This window comes from Pseudoalteromonas luteoviolacea (assembly GCF_000814765.1).
In the GTDB taxonomy this organism is placed as follows: Bacteria; Pseudomonadota; Gammaproteobacteria; order Enterobacterales; family Alteromonadaceae; genus Pseudoalteromonas; species Pseudoalteromonas luteoviolacea_H.
In genome coordinates this window covers 1,184,914-1,204,424 of sequence record NZ_JWIC01000007.1, presented here as the reverse complement: position 1 = coordinate 1,204,424, position 19,511 = coordinate 1,184,914, and the positions used below count along the sequence as shown (strand labels likewise).

Below are 19,511 nucleotides of genomic sequence, written 5' to 3'. Positions count from 1 at the left end.
GACAAAGCGCCTATTGGGCTGCACGTCTGCTCGCACGCTGTTTGAAGTCAGCGTAAAGCTGCGATGCAATAAACGAAAATATGATGATCGGATACGCTAATTGGCTAATACACGCAACCAACCTATGCCAAGGTCTAAACACTTCAATATCTAAATACCCTCTCAATACAAGTTGTATCAAGGTCGTCGTGGAGATTGGCAACAATACATACACTATCGCGCGCGAATATCGAGAAAAGCTACACCCTCTAAGAGAATGCAATGCCACAACAGAAACGATAAAAATCCCAATAGAAAACAACCTAGAAAAATAGAATAGGCGTCGTCTAACAACATAATCCAAATCTAAAGCAACAAGCGAATATTGCAATATATGATCAATTAGCTGCATAACAAATAAGGTCACAATGGTGATATGCCAAGAGACCAAATCCCTATCGGCCGGGTTATCTAGCTTATGTCTTCTATCGCAAAAAAACCATAACCACGCCGACGCGTTACGTACAATGTATATAAAAAGGCAATAAACAAAGAGGCTTGTAAGCCCTTGTACAAAACACCCGACACTATCAAAAAATCTACAATTTGATCCATCTTTAAACACTTTAAATGTAAGTAACTACTTTAAAAGTAATTTCGTTAAACACAGAAAATCTGGCTCAGTTGCATTGTTATCTTGTCAAAAATCAAAGCAACCGCCCTCTTTCATCAATAGCGTAAGTACAACTGCACGGGCCCGTTCACTCAAGCGCCCTAAAAACTCTGTCGTTTTAATGAATATACTTACATCAATTTCTTTCTATATGATTGATATATCTCTTTAACTGGGTATGACAACACAAAGACCGAGAGCACAAAACACTGAACGATGGCTAGCCAATGATATAACGGCACTAACGCTTCAATCTCTAAGTATCCACGTAAGATCAGTTGTACAAAAAAGATCGAAGCAACGGGGATAGAGATGTAAAAAACGACTCTCGTGGCAGGTGAATAAGGACACCTTCTCAATAAATGCACAGCATAAATAGAGACTATAAACACCAAAGTACAGCTGAGCTTTAAGAAATAGAAAATCTTTCTTCTCAATAAGTAATCAAGATCCGCCGCAATAATCGTGTTCGAAACCTGTTCATCTATGAGTATATGAATAAAAAGACAAAAGAATGTAATCCAAAAAGACACAAAACACTGTTCTTGCTCTGTTTTTATCTCAAATCGTTTATCATAAATTCGAACAACTCGTTGGCCTTTGGCGGTAACTACGAAATATATGAAAACCAGCACTAAACTAATTTGCAATCCCCTGAAAGCAATCGTGTTCAATAATTCTGTTTCGGTTAGTAGCGACACTAAAGTACTCTCAACTGTTCACTGGGCTGATAGAAAATGCGCACACTCAATAAAGCAAGTTTTTCGCATAATTTTGCACTTCCCTTATCAATATATATTGAATTGCAACACATATTGGTTTGACGTTATCCAATGCTCATAACGATGAAGAGCAATTTTCAGCCACGTCAAAAACATCCCTATAATGTAAAAACTTGCACAAAATACACTAACCCTTTCTATGATACAACTGCGTATTTCAACCAGATAAAAAGAATATTAAATTCCAACAGAAGGAAATATTAAATTCAATAATAACCGGAGTAATTAAGGTTATGTATATTCTGATATGTATATCGTAGCTCAAGACGAGTCAAAAAAATTACCATTTCAACTATGCTTAACAGACGAAGAGACTGAGTGTGGTGCGTTTATGAAAATGTGCGCTTATGTATGCTACTAACCTGCTTTTCGTAACATCCATAACTGACGAATTGGAAAAGCCATGAGCGCAGCCATAAGTAGTACATAATGCAACACACCATAAAATCGATATACTGGAATGAACGTATTAATGTCCAAATATCCCCTCAAAAAGAGTTCTATAAAGCTAATCGTCATCGTGGGTATGATGACATAAATACAATTTCTAGCGGTCTTTGAAAATGGGCAGTCGCGAAGAGTATGCAAGGCATAAATGCACACAATACTTATAAAGCTAAAACACATTTTCAAAAAATAAAAAAGTCTTCGCCTTACAGTTTGATCAATATCAGCATCGAGCACAGCGTCGTTCACAGGCTGATCTGTAAAGTGCAGAATAGAAATAACGCAGAAGGTGATGCTCCAAGAAACAAACTGTTTATCAAAGTCACTCTTTAGTTGATGGTTTTTATCATAAAGTCTCGCAAAACCATTACGATTCACTTCATACAGAAAATACAGCAATGTAAAGAATAATAATATTTTAAACCCTTCATGCGCAATAATATTTAATAACACAGGGTCAGTTGAATACGTCAAACATGAGCTCTCTATAATTATGCACTTCAACTTTTAACATATTAATCATATCGAAATAATTGACTTTATTGCAACACCATTGTGTATTGATTAAGCCTTATTTAGATTTAAGCTTGGTTTATTTACCTTACTGTTTATTAGCCTATGTTACGGATTAATTTTAAAACAAGCTTATGCTTAACAAGCTTGGAAAAATGTGACAAAGTAACAAAACTAACGCGCACAAGTTTAAGGGCTATACATGCTAGATATCGGCCAAGTCACTAAAAAAACGGGCATCAATGCGTCCGCATTGAGATATTACGAATCAAAAGGGCTCATAAAGCCTGCTGGCAGGCAAGGATTGAGAAGATATTATACCCATGACATCATTGATCAGCTTTCTATTATATCTCTAGGTCAATTAGCTGGCTTTTCATTAGATGAAATTGCTTCATTTTTTAACGGTAAAAGTATTGAAATTGACAGACAGATGTTAATTAAAAAATCTGAGGATATTGCAAATAAGATCATACAATTAGAAGCAGTCAAAGCAGAGTTAGTTAAAGTAGCTAACTGCCCGAACTCAAATCATTTAGATTGTTATAACTTCAATAAACTAATGAAAAATGCTTTTGACGCACCTAAACCTGAAAAATAAGCACAGGCACGATTAGTCAGTCTAAAGCTAAATAATTACCATCAGGTTTATGGTGATAGTATAGACAGCTGAAGGTGAACTCCTGTTTTGCACAAAGCATCCTAAAAATAGCATCACTTGGTCTTTAATAAGCAAATTGCAATGGATAGAAAACCCATGATGTTTACCATTTTAAACCTTTCACTCTACTGAATACTTTGACCAAAAAATGTGTTGTAGTAAGCCGTTATAGGATTTGTACAGAAACACTCAACCCCATCTACTATTATTCATAAGTCCCCACTTAAACTTATTGCGACAGTCTCATTACCTAATAATAAAACTCAATATGAACTGTCATCAACACGCTTCAATATGTAGAAGCAGAAAGAATACAAATCGTTCACTTTTCAAAAACTGACAGATTAGTATAAAACTGTGATGTTCTATTTTTTCTAGAAGGAGATACATGGAAGCGACAAATTAAAAAGTCACATCCATGTGACTCTGCTTGCTTGGAAGGTATTAAAAGCCGCAATGCTTTAATACCCTAAGCATAGCCATAAAATATGCAAACAAAATGGAGACAACGAAACACGCTAACAGAATAAAACAGTGTATGACCATCCAATAAAATGGCCATACTTAATCTAAATGCTCTAGGTTTTTAGATTTTTTAATTTAGTCATCAGCGCTGGCGTACGTTTCCTTTGCATTAACCAATAACAACTTGGCACAAAGAAAAATGATAATACGGTTGTTAGTACCGTACCGCCCGCAATCGCAATGGCAAATGGCGGCCAAAAACTCCCCCCCGCCAAAATGAGAGGTAAAAACCCACCCACTGTAGTGATGGTGGTCGATGTGATATGTCGAGCACATGTCATAACCCCAGTGACAATCTCATCTACGGTCTTGGCTTCATTCGCTCTGAGCTCAGATAAAATTACAATGGCCGCATTAATGGCGAGTCCCATTAGACCGAGCAGACCGATTATTACCGTAAAACCAAACGGATGACCTGCGATATACACACTTAAAATGCCTAACATGGCCGACTGAAACGCCGTGATAAGTATCAGCCCCGTTGTTGTAAACGAGTTAAATGTAAGAACTAATACCGTGATCAATAGCACAAAAATAACGCCAACTTTGCCTAACAAACTGCCCACAGCTTGGTCTCGCTGCTGAGACTCGCCACCAATTTCCAAGCGGTAACCTACGGGCAATGTAAATTGCTCTTTCTCTAATTGAACTTGCAAATCTTTCAGCACTTTAGCTGGTAAAACATCAGTCTGTAAAAATGCTTCAACAACATTCAGCCGCTCACCATTACGTCGGTGGATGGTGCTTTGCTCTGGCACAATACGACTGGTCGCAAAAGCCGATAACAACAATGGCTGACTGCCCATGACTTCAACGTTAGCAAGCCCATCAAGCCCGTCACGATATTGATCATCAAACCTTAAATTAACCGGTACTGTCTCTGTATCTTCTAAAACACTGGCCACCGTCACGCCTTGTGACTGCGCTTGAAGCTGAGCAGCAACACGCTGTGCCTGTGCACCTGCGTGAGTAAGTTGTGATTCATGGGCTAACAGCTCGACTTTTGCAGCGCCTGATTGCAGCGTTGTGCGCGTATGCGTTACCTCTGGATGCGCTATAACGGTTTGCTTTATGCGCTGACCTAATTCAGCCAAATTATCTAAATCTGGCCCAAATATTCGAATTTCAATCGGCGCATTAAAAGGGGGTCCCTGCTCTAGCTTTCTAACCAGAGTTTGTGCTTCTGGGAAGGCGCGATCAAGTTCGCCCTGCAAGGTTCTAATTAACGTATTTGCACGCTCGAAGTCGGTTACTTTGACCATGGCTTGTGCATAATTTCGCGCCCCCTTATCTCTTTGCATTAGGTTGTAATAAAAGATGGGGATATTTCGCCCTACCATCCAGTCCAAGCGCTCAATACCCTCGTGCTTTAAAATGTGGGCATCCATACGTTTAACAAGCGCTTTTGTGGCGTGAATACTGGCGTTGTCTGATAAACGCACTTCAATATGAAACATGTCTCGGTCTGCTGGCGGGAAAAACTGCTCTGTTAATTGCCCAGCAGAAATAAAACCAAGTACTGGCAGTACCATGACACATAGTGCAGTGACTAAAGGTCTTTTTAAAGAACGACTAAGGAGCTGCTCAAATACATTGCTCAGTCTTTTCAGTCTGATCCCTTGCGACAAAAAACCAGTCGCTGTGTGATTGTCTGATTGAACATATTTGCCCGCAAAGACAGCAATAAGCGTATGTGAAATAAGGTATGACCCGACTAATGCAAAAATAACACTCAATGCAATGCCCCCCACAAACTCACCAGAAGGCCCTGGCATGAGTACGATGGGCATAAACGCCAAAATGGTCGTTAAGGTTGAGCTCAATAACGGCAGCCAAAAATGATTGACCGCTTTTGTAACTGCTTTGAGTACCGCCATGCCTTGCTGACGGTAACGTTGAATTGCATCGGTAATAACGATGGCATTATCAACCATAATACCCAGTGCAACGACCAAGCCCGTTACTGATATCTGATGGATGGGCAAACCATAGATATTCATGCACGCAAGCGTAAACATCACGGTGAGTGGCAGCGCTAAGCCTACGATAATTGCGGCTCTTAATCCTAATGTGACAAACAACACACCCAGAATAAGCGCAAAGCCCAGTAAAATATTATCGAGTAAGCCGCCTAGCCTGTCTTCGGTATACCCTTTTTGATCAAACAAACTGAGCAATTGAATATTGTTAGGTAACGTGAGTTTAAACGCCTCTAACAACTCATCTATCTGTTCAGAGAATTTATCGATGCGTACATCGGGTAGCATTCGAATACCTAAGTAAGCACCAGGCAACCCATCAACCCATGCAATTTCTTGCTGGGGCTCGACCAACATACGCTCTACTTTAGCGATGTCACTTAGTTGGATCTGACCATAACGGTCATCACTTTGGATAGGAATTGCTTTAATGCGTGTAATCGACTTAAACTCGCCACTGAGCTCCACCTGCATTTGAATTTGGGGATTGCTGATCATCCCAGCAGAGACCTTGGCATCCGCATTTTTAACCGCGTGTGCGACTTGCTCAAACGATAGGCCTGCTAACTTCAATTTAGCCGGATCTAACGTGACTCTGACCTCTTCATTCGCTACCCCAAATAAATGGACAACCTCCACACCACTTTGATTACGCAACTGATTACGTAATTCTTTGGTATAGCGATTGACCGCTATCTGTTTGGCTTGCTGTAAAGACTGCGACTCACTCTCATCGGGTTCAATGGTCAACGCCACTATTTTTGTATACGCATACCCTCTGTCATCTTCAAGCAGCGGCGACGATGCATCTTCTGGCAATTCTATTTGCACATCTGCCAGCAAGTCACGCATTCTAGACCACACAGGCGTGCTGTCTGTGACGTCATCTTCCAGCTCAATACTCAACACACTGATCCCAGCACGAGACATGGCAATGAGGTTTTTAATTTCTGACTGTTGCTTTAATTTTTGCTCTATTTTCTCGGTAACCTGCGCTTCAACACGCGCAGCTGATGCCCCTGGTAAATAAGTGGTTACAAAAGCAAAACGATTTATGATCCGTGGGTCTTCAGTACGAGGCAAGCTGCTTAAAGCAGCAAAACCAGATACGAGAAGCAGCGCAATCAACAGAACTTGAAAACGCGCATTATTCAACAAAAATGGAATCATTGTTGCTCACCTCGGGTAGCAACAGATTGCACAATATCGACTTTTATATTGGCGGCGACCTTATGAGTGCCATTTGCCAAAATCTCAGTGCCATTCACAAAATCGCCATCAATGTAAGCATATTGACCATCGCTATGCAGCACTTCAACAGCCGTAGGTTGCAAGCGTCCTTGTTCAATTTGATATATTTGCCATGTGCCTCGAGTACCGTTCGTAAGCGCACTGATTGGGACCCAGTATCCGTTTTTCTGTTGCTTTTTGGCGATGGTCATGACCGCCATTTGACCAGAAAAAACCAGTGCATCTTCAGGTAGAGAAAATCGCAACTGTACCGTGCGAGAGACGGGGTCTAGATTGGTGCCATCAGAGCGCTTTTGAGCCTGATAAACAGTGCCACCAACCGTAATAGGCATGGTTTTTTGAATATCAGATAACAGGCCTTGAGGCACACCAATGCGTACCTCTGAGTTGCTTTGCTCAAGCACTCTCAACGCGACTTTACCAGGGCCAACCACTTCGCCAATTGACACTTCACGCGCCGCAATGACACCGTCAAATGGGGCTTTTAAGTTTGCTTTTTCTAGCCTAACGTCCATGCCTTGTAACTTCACATTTAATACTTGAAGCTCGGCTTTTAAGACCGATATTTGCGAACGATTTTGATCCAGTTGCTGCTGGGCTGAATAATTAGACTTACTTAACTTCAAAAGGCGCTCACTGTCTTGCTCAGCAAGTGTCAATTGTGCTTTTACCTTGTCTAGGTTTGCAAGTAATTCGAGCTTTTCGATGGCTAGGAGCTGGGTATCTTGTTTCGCTAGTAATTGGCCTTTTTTAACCGCATCACCTTGGTCGGCATAAAGAGACTCTAATACGCCATTAAATTCAAAGCCAATTTCTGCTTCTTGGTGTTTGACAACTTGACCAGTTACTTGACGAAATTGATAAAAACCCGTTGCTTGTTGAACGCTATAAGCTGCTACAGGCAAGCCTTTACTTTGCACATCATCTGTAGCCGACGCCCAATGTGCGTTCACCAACAACATTAAGCTCCATAAAACTCTCATAATAGATCCTTGCGAATTTCTTTACTTTTTATACTTGCCGAGTCAGCCTTGAGTTTAGTGCATTGTGTCAAAAGCATGTCAAACTCCAGTATAAAGCTTTTAAATACTAAAAGCGGGTTATAAACCCGCTCAAAAAATATGTGGCACAACCCAAATTAGAATAAATAGACTAAACCAACCTTCATTGTACCCCTGTTTGATTTTTATACTAGATGTACTGATGATATTTCATTATTAATTTATCTTAGATATTTGTTTATCCACGAGCTGTGTATCTTTGTTCCCTAATGCGCGAAGTACCCAACACCAATTAATGAGCGGCAGCGTCTCATTTAACTCGCGCAGCTGTGCTTTTTGCGGATAAGAATAATAGCTGCTCTGTTGTGCTTGAACTGATGCATTGACCTGTTGGTTTTGCAAAATTTCAAGCACTTGCGTATACAAAGCTGGAAAATGGTTACTCACTTTCCTATCAATTTCCAATAAGCACTTTGCATTACTCACCTTAATCGCACTTTGAGCAATGACAGGTCCCGCGTCAATTTCTTTATTTTCAACCCAGTGTGCTGAGATGCCATAATTTTGCTCATTATAAAGATAGCTAAACATAATTGGGAATAGCCCTCGGCATTTTGGCAAATAGGCCGGATGAAAATTCACCACACCTTGGCTAGGAACTTCTATGACTTCATCATGTAAAATTTGATCAAAATAATAAATGCTCAATAAGTCGATTTGCTTATCTTTTAGCAACTGAACGACAGAGACATCATTGATGTCTTTCACTTTGATATACGCAATACCCAGTTCGTTGCAGCGCTGTTCAATGCTCGGCAGCACATCCATACCTAAGAGTTTTAATAGCGGCCGGATAACAGATAAAAATACCATTTTTACAAATAAGTACTCTGTAAAACCATATCCTCTAAAACGCATATTTCTATAAGCTTGCGCTATAAAACCGCCATTTTTCTTTGAATAAGGATCACTGGTGATAACCAACTTGATCTCATTCTTGTGTGCCTCTAAAACCTGCAAGATAGCGGGTTGTGTCGCCAAATTTTCAATATTGCACAGCGCTACACGCATTACACCATCTCCAATTCTTGTCCATCAAAATAATTATTTAGCGGCGCATACATTGCGTGCTTAGCTGGTGGGTGGAAATTAAATGCATGGATGACCTGCGCAATCGTTGCGAAATAGCCATTGTTAATGTAATTAATACCGCCAACCAAACTCAAGGTACTTTGAGTCACCTCTGCAAGCACATCCTGCAAGTGATAACGCACACTCAACACTTGTGCCAGCGTGTCTTGAGTTTGGTTGTCCATATCTCCAGCGATGGCTTTAAGTGACAACGCGCATGCTTCCAGTTGAACATGCACATGTGCTTTATCTGCACCTTGTAACCTACCCAATTCACAAGCCCGCTCTACAAGACCACACACCATGCCCAAATATGACGCACAAGTAATGAGTTCAAACCACACAAAACCCGCCACATGAGACTGATATGCAGACTTTTCATCGACATTAACCAACATTGAGCTAGGTACGAAGACGTTTTCTAGTACCACAGCCTCACTTTGGCTTGCTTGCAAAAACGGCGCTTGCCAGAATTTTTCTACGGTAATGCCCTCACACGCTTTGTGGATCATGGCAACGGCAAAATAAGGCTCGCCATCCTTAGGTTCTACTTGAACGCTTGCTGTCAATAAATCCATGCAATGGGCTAAACTACATGGTTTCTTCACACCTGATATGACGTAGCCTTTATCCACTTCTTTAGCGATAATCGAGCTCTTTAAAATACTTTTGCCAATTTGTCCTTCACTAAATGCAGAAGAAACAAGTAAATTTGAGCGAGAGATCCCCTCTAACATCAGTGACTCAAGCCCATTTCCGACTTTTGCCATTTCTTGCAAGGTTGCAATAGAAAACTGATGCATGCCAACGGCGATTGCCAATGAAGGGGAAGCGGCACCAATGGCCATTTGCAACTGCACAGCCTGCCAAGCATTCAGGCCTCTGCCTCCATATTTTTGCTTAACTAAGGTCGAAGCGCCACCGGTATCTCGAAAGATATTGATCGCTTGGCTCTGTTCACTTTCAAGTGCATCAAAAGGCGTTTCAGTAAGATATTGCGCTAACTCTGGCAAGGTGCCGCGCAGCAAATGCTGCGCTTTTTGAAATGTGCTCATGCAACAGCCTCTTGCTGAGGGACGAATAATTCATTTAACATCTGTTCGACATTTTGCTTAATCGCAGACTCAGCGATTGGCTCTAAAATATCGGCAAGTGTCGGGATCCCCATACAAAAGCGTGCGTCAAATGTGACCGTACATTCAGTGTCTGACACAGCCTCAATCGCCCAAAATCCCTCGAAAATATCCGCATCACCTTCGATTTGCGTAAATTCAATTTTAAGCGCGTCTTTATTAAATAGGTCACGCTCACGCCAAGACATCTTGCCATCATGAAAATGGACTAACCACGTTGACTCTGACTCACGCTCATTAATTTCAGTCACATCAACCGAAATCACAGCCTGACAATGACTTTCGAACGATTTAAAATCGGCAATTTTAGTGAATGCCTGTTCTGCTGAAGCATTCACAGTTTGGGTATATTTTACGTCTCTCATGGTATTTCCTTAAATCTTGTCTATTGCGTTTTCAAACGCGGTATATAACTGTGCTAGCTGGTCATCAGTTAAAAAGGCGCACGGTGTTAAGCGCACAGTGGATGCGTTACTGAGTGAATGACTGGTTAGGATTTGTTGATTTAACAATGACAGCGTCAGCTGACCTGCTCGCGCAGGTGTGCCAACGTCAATACCGATCAACAGTCCCTCGCCACGGATGATAATTTGCTGAGATGCAGTTTCATTGTGTGCTTTGACAATCTCATTTAATTTGCAAACAATCTCTTTACCTAAATAGGCTGAGCGCTCAGCTATGTTTTGTGATGTTAAAACGTCAATGGTTGCTTCAGCGGCACTCAGTGCAATGGGTGAACCACCAAAGGTGCTCGAATGCAGCATGAAATCCTTATTTAAAGGGGCAAAAGCCGCTTCGGTTGCAACTACCGCAGCGCACGGTATCACGCCACCACTGAGCCCTTTGCCGACTAACATCACATCAGGCACAATATTATGTTTATCGATCGCCCACATGGTGCCTGTACGCGCCAGCCCTGACTGGATCTCATCACAGATAAAGAGTCCCTTTGATTGTTCGCATAATTGCTTGGCAGTATGCAAAAATTCATAGCTCAAGGCGTAAACACCGCCCTCACCTTGTACAGGCTCAGTGATGAACGCGACAGGCGCTTTGTACTTGGTAAATGCGGCTTTTAAGGCCTCAACATTATCACGCTCAACAAACTCCACATTGTCAAACAAAGGCGCAAATGGCGTACGGAATTCATCACGATGTGTCACCGATAAAGCACCTAATGACTTGCCATGATAACTGCCCGTGACCGCAATAATATGTTTACAGCCATTGGCTCTGGCAAGCTTCAAACCAAGCTCTGTCGACTCCGCGCCAGAATTAGTAAAAAAGGCATATTGAATTGCATCGGGGCATATATCTATCAGCTTTTTACTGGCAGTCGCTAAATTAGGGCTCACCAGAGTGCGCGAACTCATAGGCATGATGTCCAATTGAGACTTTACCGCAGCAACCACCTGAGGATGTTTATGACCTAAAATAAATACCCCAAAACCACCAAAATCTAAGTAGGTTTTCCCATTTTCATCGACGATTTCGGCACCGTGTGCACTGTGTTCAATGGGCAAATTCATCATGCTAGACAACCGCGCTTTTGAACGATTACTGTGGGCTTTGAGTAGTTCGAGTGTTTCCTCTCTCACGTTACTGCGCTCCTGAAAGCTCAGCAATCAAAGGGTGCTGATGATCGTAGGCAACCAAGTTTTTAGCTAACGTATGACGTACATCAAACTGATAGCATTCGCCTGCAACTTCAGCGAGTTGGGGAACATCAGATTGAAACCCTTCTGACATATCAAGATATTTTAAATAAATAGAAGTTTCTTCAAACATGCGTTTAAACCGCTTTGGTAGCGCAGGCATAAACACAGGCTTAACCAGCCTCTCAAATGTGGTCGGGCTCATCAATTTAGGGGCTTTAAAACGCACATCGTAACGTGATGTGATATCATCATCTTCGCCAAGTGTAAGCAAATCGCCTAACGTTTTAGCCAAAGTGCCCGCTGTTAACCAAAACTCTCCCGATAGTTTTTTATCCACTATCGTCAAAATACATTTAGCGACAATATCACGCGGGATCACATCAACCAGCGTGTTTGCATCTCCAGGTACGATCGGGATAACTTCCTTCGTCGCTAGTTTAAGCATATTATGCAAACCCTGCTTTTTTGGCATCAAACCAAGGGTACTGTCACCAATAATGACAGAGGGACGTACAACGGTAATGTTGTCACTTAGGCAGGCTTCTGCTTCGCGCTTACTTTGCTCATAATTATTAAAATCATGACCATTTCGACCTTTCACAAATGCGGTACTTATATGGATCAATGGCACATCTAAACGTTCAGACAATTCAATAGCATGTTTGAGCCCTGCCACATTAATGCCGGCCAGTACGTCTGGATCGGCTGTGAAGTCGGTCAATGCTGCACTGTGCACTATGCAATCAATACCTTTGAGTTGAGCAACTTGCTCATCATTTAAGCCAAAGTTGGCTTTACGGATATCACCCTGAATTTGCTGACTTACCCCTTGAGGTAACTCACTAAAAGATCGTTGATTTACTAGAATAACAATCTCATCATTTGGTGATAACAGCTCTATCATTGAGAGCCCCACGACACCGGTCGCGCCAGTCAATAAAAATCTACGAGACATAATTACTCCTTAATCATTTTGTGTGTAAAAAGCACGCTATATACTGCAAAGTCCCCTTTACAGGTAATAATGATAATGATTTTCAATTTCAGATCAAACAAATAATTCACTAAATTTTAACTTGTGAGATTCGTTTATATTGATCGCACAATGTAAATGCGGACTACCTGCTCGCTTTATTGAGGTGTATCAAGGAAATGTGCACGAAATATTGATATGAAAATTATGTAGGTAAAAGTTACAAAGTGGACCTAGTGTCAAACACCCAGTCCACGTATGATTGTGAGCTATTCTGTTAAGTCACTACTTATTAACAGTTAAAGTGTAATCCCCTGCGCCAGAGTATGAATACACAACTATGCGGTAATATCCGCTTGCAGCTGTATAGGAGATAGATTCAACCGACGTCGGCGTTTCTGAAATAGACACTTGAGTCCATCGTCCACCTTGCCAACGCTCTAACTTCAAATCAAAGTCCGCATTGTTCGGACCGGTTAAATCGAGCTTAATCGTCCCACCAGAGTATTGGAACCAACTGCCATTAGGTTGGATCTGTTGCCCTTTATCACTGAGTGTTCCTCGATATGTATCTCCTTTAGGTGGCTCGACAACGTTTGACTCAAGATTAAACGAAATCGTCTGAGCAGGCGCTGAGATACTTGAAATAGCCAACCCAGAATCCGCACCATTCCACCACAGAGAGTTAGTCCCTTTCGATGACAAACTGTTTGGATATAAGTTGCTAAACTCGCCATTAGCTACAAATAAATCTGTACCGTCACCTCTATTGCGATTATTTTCGGGGTCACGATTTCCGTCTGCATGTTCCATCTGAATATAAGGGAACCATTCATTGGAGTTACTACCGCGCGTATCAACGTGCCAAATTGCAAGGCCTTGACTTGGCTGTTCCGTGTTTTGACCTGACTGATGAATTGCCTCAATATAAAAGGCTTCATTTCGATTGCTTGGGTTAGTCCACTTGTATGAAGTGTGGCTACCTGACGTATGAGTGAGTGTCCCTGTTGGCGCATTTGCATCAATGGCAGGGTTTAGCTCAGTCACTGTATCCCAACCGGCAATGGCTCTAAAGTGCGCAACAGGTGGAGTCGGTCTAAATTTATTGGTTGTACCAATCGCACCGAACCCCATCACACCGTAACTTGCTACCGATCCGTGAGAGCTGCCGTCATAGTCATATAAATCAGGCCAATTTGTGATCAGGTGTCCCGATTCGTGAACAAATGTACCAATTGATAAACTGGCTCTCATATCTGTAATTTGATACCTGTCCGTACACACGCCATCTGCACAAAAGCGCGGGCTTAATCTCGCCATGTGAGGCCACAACCCTTTAGACCAAGCACTGTCTGAGTTGCCTGCATAGAAAATATTTAAGCCACGTATTTGACTACTACCATTTGTAGAAAGCGTGGAAAAATCAAACCCCTGTTGATACTCCAGCCAATCTAGCGCCTCTTTTATTAACTCTTGTGAACGTACAGTGGAGCTCAGACTAGAATCCGCATAGTAAGACTTATTTTTTTGGCCGTGTAATAAGCTGTCACCGTATTGGTATAATCCAGTTTATTATCTGATACTTCTAAAAAGTAACCGCGTACAGACTGTGCATTACCAAATTCAGTATAATTTCTATCATTTAGAAACCGCTCTACCTGTGACTTTGTTATACTGCCTCTCTCATCTGGAAAGTCGATGATAATGGTCAGTCCTTTGATATTACCAGCAACCTGCGTACTCATATCAGCAGTTTGAGTATGCACAAGCAAAGGGCTTTCCAAAGCAGGCAGAAGTTCATTTTGCTTTTGCACCACTAAGTTTTGAATTGCTTCGGTAGATAACCCACTGGCTTGTTCAGCATTAATCTGTGACGTGCTCAGCGCCATGTCAGACTGTTGAGAGACCAAAATACCAGATGAGACAAAATCAGTGCCTGATTTATTAACCGACGCGTAAACCATACCGCCTTTGCTTTTATCAAATATGACTAACCTACCATCACGGGTTCTTTGTTCTGCATAGTACGTATTTCCCTGCAAAAATATCGAAATGACTTCGCCATTAGGCTGAGTGAATTGGTATTCCTCATTTTGATATGGAATTGCCGCCAGTGAAAGCGTGGGGATCATAAGCGACGAGACAGCCGCCAGAGATTTTACTAACTTCATTATAGTTTCCTTTACATGTTTTCCGATTTAGGAAACTAGATTATTGACCTTTTTTTAACCAATTTCAAACTATATTAACGATTAGAAAAGTATTTTTTTGCAATTATTCTGGTCGTACAGAGCTTTTCGAGCTTAATTCTGATGCCATTTGGTTCACTCATCCCCTTGATATCTGGTGTTTTAGTTAACTGTTCATCAAGCTTGCTTTGCAACACTGCGTTTTTGAAAAGACCCGAATAGTGTGAAAGTGATGGGCCTAACTCACTCTTTAGCAATATTGGTATTGATTCAACTAACGCATTGACCCTGTCATCGTCTAAAAGCGCATGTTTGTTAACGTGATCATTGAGATAGCTTTGCCACATATAAAACAACCTAAAAGCCTGTTGTCCACTGTGCTTAACTTCCAGTGCGACTGACGATTGATACCGTTCAAAGCTTGGCCAATCACCCAAAAATATCTGTGTATTTAATAAATTAAGCCCCGTTCCCGCAGCATAACCCGCCTGCCCTACTTCAGAATGAAAGCGAAAGGCCCGAATATACATCAGTTGCGCATGACGGTATTTTTCTTGGTCAAAATAGATGTTGCCTAGGTTGTTTTTGATATTTGCGACAACCTCTCTGTCTTCGGCCAACATTAAAGACTCTTTTAATATATTTTGCGCTTTCTTTGGTTGACCACTATATCGATACACAACAGCCATATTGTTTGCGACTCTTGCAAACTCTTTCGGATCAGCGGCATACGAAATAGCACATTCATTTAATGTTTCAGCATACGCATAATCGAAGATTCGGCGATGGTAAATTGCCACAGCTGTGGCAATATCAAGCTCTGCGCCTTCCACAGTATCACGCCAGCTTTCTCCTTCAAGGATCGACACAATATGCTGTACTACGTCAGCATCATTGACTCTCACGCCAGACTCTAATCCGACCAAATATAGCTCGAGTAAACCTCTGCTAGGTTTTTTGGGTAACCGTAAACGCACAGATCGAAAAACCTGCGCAGCTTGTTGTGGGTTTTTACTATTCAGTTCTTTTAATTTATTGAGGGTCATGAACATTTCGCTCGGCGACATCACAACAACCACAGATAACCAAAATGCGATAAACATAGTGTCTGTATTTTTTCATGTTCTAGTTTAAGCATGGTATAGAACATACTGAAAACCAAGCTAGACCACAGAATTTCTGCGCTGGCTCACAGCCTGCCTTGCAAGCATCTAGTGCGCTTAAATTGGCCCCTACGACACCAAGTTAAAACACAATTATTTAACAAAATAAAATAATTAATACAAACATAAATATCCCCAATAAAATTTAACCCTTATTTTTCATTACCATACAAACACAGTTAAGTACCCAATAAATGTACCAACTGTAACAATCTTACTTTGAGTATTTTTATAGCACTGTAAATAATAGATTTTTTCAACCCATATGAAAAAACGCATAAAAATACAACAAAAAAGAACAAAAAACACAAAATGTACACATTTACAATTTTTTACCCCAAAATGGTTTACATTTTAAAAACATCCATGTAGGATGAAGTTGTTCCTTTGGAGACACCACCTTTTTAAGTGACTCCTAGAACTCCCGAGAAGTAGAGCTTACTGATAAGGATATTGGTTTATTGGGTATTTCCTTGGCAAAGATTATTGCTATTGGAGATTGGGCAGGCGTTTGCCTGCCTTTTTTTTATTGTTTTATAACCTTAACTCCCCCTTCCTGCGTATCAATTTGTTATAATAATTTGGTACACATCCTCATGGAAAATATAATGTTACGCCAACCCATTTCTGTACTCGTCGTTATATACAATCAAAATAAACAATTTTTAATTCTACAAAGAAAAGATGACCCTGATTTTTGGCAATCTGTAACTGGCGGGGTCGACCGTGGAGAGCAGCCGTTAACAACGGCTTATCGGGAACTTAAGGAAGAAACGGGTATTGATGCACACACCCTAGGACTAAACATTAAATCACACGACGTCATCAATCATTATGAGATTAGGCCACAATGGCGCTATCGCTACGAAAGTAACGCGCTCATTAATTGTGAACATGTCTTCAGCGTGTGCGTCCCCAATGATATCCAAGTTACCTTGTGTGATGAAGAGCACACTGACTATGTTTGGCTGGACCAACAACAGGCCGCAGATAAAGTATGGTCAGCGAGTAACCAAAAAGAGATACTCGCGATATAGTTTTATACTAATGCTATATATATCATGCAGCTATGTCGGCTTAAATAATAACGTTTGCCAAGTTGTATGGGCTCTGCCTTGTGCATCTGGCTCAAGATCAGTCAAAAGCTCTAGAGTGAGATCAGCACTGTCGGCCATGGCAATGAGTACTTCAGCATTGATATTACTTAGGCCACGCTGAGTTAAATGCACGCGATCTTCGCAATGACGGAGCTTTACAATTAACAAGCCTTGCGGCTTCAGTAAGTGCCTAATTGTGATCAGCGCTTGAACACAAGCGCTGTCGTCCAAATAATTAAAAACAGAACTCACCAAAATTACATCAAAAGATTCGTATCGTTTTTTTACCTCATAAAGACAAGGTAACTCATCTCGTAACCAAGTGATAGGAAGCTCCCTAGTATAAGCTTGCCCTAATCTGTTGAGCGAGCTAACAGGTTCCACAGCGACCACTTCAGCTTCTTGGTTTTGCTCGACGATAAACTTAGCGTCTCGTCCAGCCCCCGCACCAATATCCAAAAACTGTACTGTTTGCTTTCGTAAATATGGAATTAAATGGGTCAACCAATTGGCATGTAATGACTCAAAGTTGTCTGACTGATATAGCTTTGCTAGCTTTAATGCATTTTGCTCATAGTACTGCGCACTCATTTCTCTGTGCCTCGTAAAGTTAAAACTACTCTTAGTATCTATGTTAGGTAAACTGTATAACAAAAAAATGACAACAAGCCTGTCCAATTTAACTCTAGTCAACATCATGCTATTGTTATAGCAATTGCATAAAAAAGGAGTATTTTCTTATGGATCCAGTTACCACAATACTGAACTTTTTGTTCACCATCGAAGCAGTATTGCTGATTTTCGTCATTTTTATCTTAAAAGGTTCAATCAAGTTTGTACCGCAAAATCGCGCTTGGATCATTGAGCGTTTTGGTAAATACCAATCTACTAAAGAAGCTGGTTTAAACTTTATCATCCCCTTTATCGATCAAGTCGCTGCCGATAGAAGCTTAAAAGAACAAGCGACTGATGTGCCTTCTCAATCAGCGATCACCCGCGATAACATCTCGCTTGTGGTAGACGGAGTACTTTATTTCAGAGTCCTTGATCCATACAAAGCAACATACGGCGTCGATGATTATGTGTTTGCGGTAACACAATTAGCGCAAACGACCATGCGTAGTGAGCTGGGTAAAATGGAGTTGGACAAAACGTTTGAAGAACGTGACATGCTCAATACCAATATAGTAACGGCCATCAATGCGGCCTCTGAACCTTGGGGTATTCAAGTCCTGCGTTATGAAATCAAAGATATTGTGCCACCAAATTCAGTGATGGAAGCCATGGAAGCGCAAATGAAAGCAGAGCGTGTTAAGCGCGCACAAATTTTAGAGTCTGAAGGTGACCGTCAAGCCGAAATCAATGTTGCTGAGGGTAAAAAGCAAGCCCAAGTACTCGCCGCTGAAGCTGAAAAAGCCGAGCAAATTCTCAAAGCGGAAGGTGAAGCCAAAGCCATTATTGCCGTCGCAGAAGCACAAGCTGATGCACTTAAAAAAGTCGGTGAGGCCGCCAATACTGAAGAAGGTCAAAAAGCCATACAACTTGATTTAGCCACTAAGGCAATCTCTGCGAAAGAAGCCATCGCAAAAGAGTCTTCCGTTGTCTTACTTCCTGACAACGGCACTGATGCGAGCTCTCTTGTCGCTCAGGGAATGTCTATAATTAACACATTAAATAGCAAGAGAAATGGGTAAGTTATGGCGTTTATAACTGACAATCTACCCCAAGCACTGATCATCTTTGGCCTAGTTGCACTTTGCATTGAAGTCATTATCTTGGGGTTTGCAACCTTTGTACTGTTTTTCTTAGGTTTATCCCTCATCACCAGCGGTATATTTATGTACTTTGGGCTTGTTGAGCCCAGTTTATTAAATGCCGCATGGATAAATGGTGTGCTGACAGCCTTACTTGCTGGTGTGTTATGGAAACCACTCAAAGCAATGCAGTTACAACAAGATAGCAAAAAAGTAGACAGTGACTTTGCAGATATTAGTTTTACGCTGGAGCAAGACCTGAACAATGAAAGCCCCGTCTTTTATCAATATTCAGGTATTCAATGGCAATTGAAAAGTAAAACAGAAATCGAAAAAGGCGTGCAAGTGAAGGTCGTCGAAAAGTCCGTCGGCGTACTCTGGGTCGCACCTGCTGAATAATACGACTTTACAGAGTCACGCTAAACACACCGCCCACTTAATGTGGGCGTTTTTATTTCACAGCAAAACGCTCAATCGCCAGCAAGGCGTTGTATTGAAACGGTGGGTTATTTAACTTCCGGCAAATAAATAATGCTGAGCAACTTGCCAAGCCATAACACAAGTTATATACAGAACTTGTTTTTTATAATGGATTTGCACAG

General features: G+C 41.3%; 17 protein-coding genes. 4 read left to right on the top strand and 13 right to left on the bottom strand.

Annotated elements, in window-relative coordinates:
- Nucleotides 1–10 precede the first annotated feature (10 nt).
- Together JF50_RS26985 and JF50_RS19350 are read right to left on the bottom strand one after the other, a co-directional pair.
- On the bottom strand, nucleotides 11–406 hold the full coding sequence (locus tag JF50_RS26985) for a hypothetical protein (RefSeq protein ID WP_152614598.1): 396 nt from the start codon (nucleotides 404–406) through the stop codon (nucleotides 11–13).
- Between the two features lie 1,385 nt (nucleotides 407–1,791).
- The gene (locus JF50_RS19350) at nucleotides 1,792–2,355 is read right to left on the bottom strand and encodes a hypothetical protein (RefSeq protein WP_039610237.1); all 564 of its coding nucleotides are present in this window, start codon (nucleotides 2,353–2,355) and stop codon (nucleotides 1,792–1,794) included.
- 241 nt (nucleotides 2,356–2,596) lie between these two features.
- Here JF50_RS19350 and JF50_RS19345 point away from each other — a divergent pair, with 241 nt between their 5' ends.
- On the top strand, nucleotides 2,597–2,995 hold the full coding sequence (locus tag JF50_RS19345) for a helix-turn-helix domain-containing protein (RefSeq protein ID WP_039610236.1): 399 nt from the start codon (nucleotides 2,597–2,599) through the stop codon (nucleotides 2,993–2,995).
- Nucleotides 2,996–3,633: 638 nt separating this feature from the next.
- On the opposite strand, the gene JF50_RS19340 is transcribed toward JF50_RS19345, so the two are convergent.
- From JF50_RS19340 to JF50_RS19300, 10 genes are all read right to left on the bottom strand, one after another.
- On the bottom strand, nucleotides 3,634–6,729 hold the full coding sequence (locus JF50_RS19340; RefSeq protein WP_039610927.1) for an efflux RND transporter permease subunit: 3,096 nt from the start codon (nucleotides 6,727–6,729) through the stop codon (nucleotides 3,634–3,636).
- Nucleotides 6,726–7,793, bottom strand: a complete 1,068-nt coding sequence (locus JF50_RS19335) for an efflux RND transporter periplasmic adaptor subunit (RefSeq protein ID WP_039610926.1) — start codon at nucleotides 7,791–7,793, stop codon at nucleotides 6,726–6,728. The genes JF50_RS19340 and JF50_RS19335 overlap by 4 nt, the downstream gene beginning before the upstream one ends.
- Before the next feature lie 234 nt (nucleotides 7,794–8,027).
- On the bottom strand, nucleotides 8,028–8,882 hold the full coding sequence (locus tag JF50_RS19330; protein WP_039610235.1) for a formyltransferase family protein: 855 nt from the start codon (nucleotides 8,880–8,882) through the stop codon (nucleotides 8,028–8,030).
- Entirely contained in the window at nucleotides 8,882–9,997 is a 1,116-nt protein-coding gene (locus tag JF50_RS19325) for an acyl-CoA dehydrogenase family protein (protein WP_052262328.1), read from the bottom strand. The genes JF50_RS19330 and JF50_RS19325 overlap by 1 nt, the downstream gene beginning before the upstream one ends.
- Entirely contained in the window at nucleotides 9,994–10,440 is a 447-nt protein-coding gene (locus JF50_RS19320; RefSeq protein WP_052262327.1) for a type II toxin-antitoxin system RatA family toxin, read from the bottom strand. Before JF50_RS19320 ends, JF50_RS19325 begins: the two co-directional genes overlap by 4 nt.
- A 9-nt stretch (nucleotides 10,441–10,449) precedes the next feature.
- A complete protein-coding gene (locus JF50_RS27450) occupies nucleotides 10,450–11,673 on the bottom strand; it encodes an aspartate aminotransferase family protein (RefSeq protein WP_039610234.1) in 1,224 nt (407 codons plus the stop codon).
- Between the two features lies 1 nt (nucleotide 11,674).
- Nucleotides 11,675–12,688 carry an SDR family oxidoreductase gene (locus tag JF50_RS19310; protein ID WP_039610233.1) on the bottom strand — a complete coding sequence of 338 codons (1,014 nt, stop codon included), beginning with the start codon at nucleotides 12,686–12,688 and terminating at the stop codon, nucleotides 11,675–11,677.
- A gap of 303 nt (nucleotides 12,689–12,991) precedes the next feature.
- Entirely contained in the window at nucleotides 12,992–14,026 is a 1,035-nt protein-coding gene (locus JF50_RS27695; protein ID WP_235423475.1) for a hypothetical protein, read from the bottom strand.
- 173 nt (nucleotides 14,027–14,199) lie between these two features.
- Nucleotides 14,200–14,877 (bottom strand): hypothetical protein, encoded by a 678-nt coding sequence (locus JF50_RS27690; RefSeq protein WP_235423474.1) that lies wholly within the window; start codon nucleotides 14,875–14,877, stop codon nucleotides 14,200–14,202.
- Nucleotides 14,878–14,951: 74 nt separating this feature from the next.
- Nucleotides 14,952–15,998: a tetratricopeptide repeat protein gene (locus tag JF50_RS19300; protein WP_039610925.1), complete on the bottom strand. Its 1,047-nt coding sequence runs from the start codon at nucleotides 15,996–15,998 to the stop codon at nucleotides 14,952–14,954.
- 668 nt (nucleotides 15,999–16,666) lie between these two features.
- On the opposite strand from JF50_RS19300, the gene nudB reads away from it, so the two are divergent.
- On the top strand, nucleotides 16,667–17,095 hold the full coding sequence (nudB, locus tag JF50_RS19295; RefSeq protein ID WP_052262510.1) for a dihydroneopterin triphosphate diphosphatase: 429 nt from the start codon (nucleotides 16,667–16,669) through the stop codon (nucleotides 17,093–17,095).
- 30 nt (nucleotides 17,096–17,125) lie between these two features.
- Here the strand turns inward: nudB and JF50_RS19290 are convergent, their stop codons facing one another.
- Nucleotides 17,126–17,746, bottom strand: a complete 621-nt coding sequence (locus tag JF50_RS19290) for a class I SAM-dependent methyltransferase (protein ID WP_039610227.1) — start codon at nucleotides 17,744–17,746, stop codon at nucleotides 17,126–17,128.
- 149 nt (nucleotides 17,747–17,895) lie between these two features.
- Between JF50_RS19290 and JF50_RS19285 the strand changes: the two genes are divergently transcribed.
- Both JF50_RS19285 and JF50_RS19280 read left to right on the top strand, forming a co-directional pair.
- Nucleotides 17,896–18,849: a slipin family protein gene (locus JF50_RS19285; protein ID WP_039610226.1), complete on the top strand. Its 954-nt coding sequence runs from the start codon at nucleotides 17,896–17,898 to the stop codon at nucleotides 18,847–18,849.
- A 3-nt stretch (nucleotides 18,850–18,852) separates the two neighbouring features.
- Nucleotides 18,853–19,308, top strand: a complete 456-nt coding sequence (locus JF50_RS19280; RefSeq protein ID WP_039610225.1) for an NfeD family protein — start codon at nucleotides 18,853–18,855, stop codon at nucleotides 19,306–19,308.
- Nucleotides 19,309–19,511 lie beyond the last annotated feature (203 nt).

Coding starts and splice junctions, on each gene's coding strand:
- JF50_RS19345 (WP_039610236.1), top strand. CDS start 2,597: ATGCTAGATATCGGCCAAGTCACTAAAAAAACGGGCATCAATGCGTCC.
- JF50_RS19340 (WP_039610927.1), bottom strand. CDS start 6,729: ATGATTCCATTTTTGTTGAATAATGCGCGTTTTCAAGTTCTGTTGATT.
- JF50_RS19335 (WP_039610926.1), bottom strand. CDS start 7,793: ATGAGAGTTTTATGGAGCTTAATGTTGTTGGTGAACGCACATTGGGCG.
- JF50_RS19330 (WP_039610235.1), bottom strand. CDS start 8,882: ATGCGTGTAGCGCTGTGCAATATTGAAAATTTGGCGACACAACCCGCT.
- JF50_RS19325 (WP_052262328.1), bottom strand. CDS start 9,997: ATGAGCACATTTCAAAAAGCGCAGCATTTGCTGCGCGGCACCTTGCCA.
- JF50_RS19320 (WP_052262327.1), bottom strand. CDS start 10,440: ATGAGAGACGTAAAATATACCCAAACTGTGAATGCTTCAGCAGAACAG.
- JF50_RS19310 (WP_039610233.1), bottom strand. CDS start 12,688: ATGTCTCGTAGATTTTTATTGACTGGCGCGACCGGTGTCGTGGGGCTC.
- JF50_RS27695 (WP_235423475.1), bottom strand. CDS start 14,026: ATGGCGAGATTAAGCCCGCGCTTTTGTGCAGATGGCGTGTGTACGGAC.
- JF50_RS27690 (WP_235423474.1), bottom strand. CDS start 14,877: ATGAAGTTAGTAAAATCTCTGGCGGCTGTCTCGTCGCTTATGATCCCC.
- JF50_RS19300 (WP_039610925.1), bottom strand. CDS start 15,998: ATGTTTATCGCATTTTGGTTATCTGTGGTTGTTGTGATGTCGCCGAGC.
- nudB (WP_052262510.1), top strand. CDS start 16,667: ATGTTACGCCAACCCATTTCTGTACTCGTCGTTATATACAATCAAAAT.
- JF50_RS19290 (WP_039610227.1), bottom strand. CDS start 17,746: ATGAGTGCGCAGTACTATGAGCAAAATGCATTAAAGCTAGCAAAGCTA.
- JF50_RS19285 (WP_039610226.1), top strand. CDS start 17,896: ATGGATCCAGTTACCACAATACTGAACTTTTTGTTCACCATCGAAGCA.
- JF50_RS19280 (WP_039610225.1), top strand. CDS start 18,853: ATGGCGTTTATAACTGACAATCTACCCCAAGCACTGATCATCTTTGGC.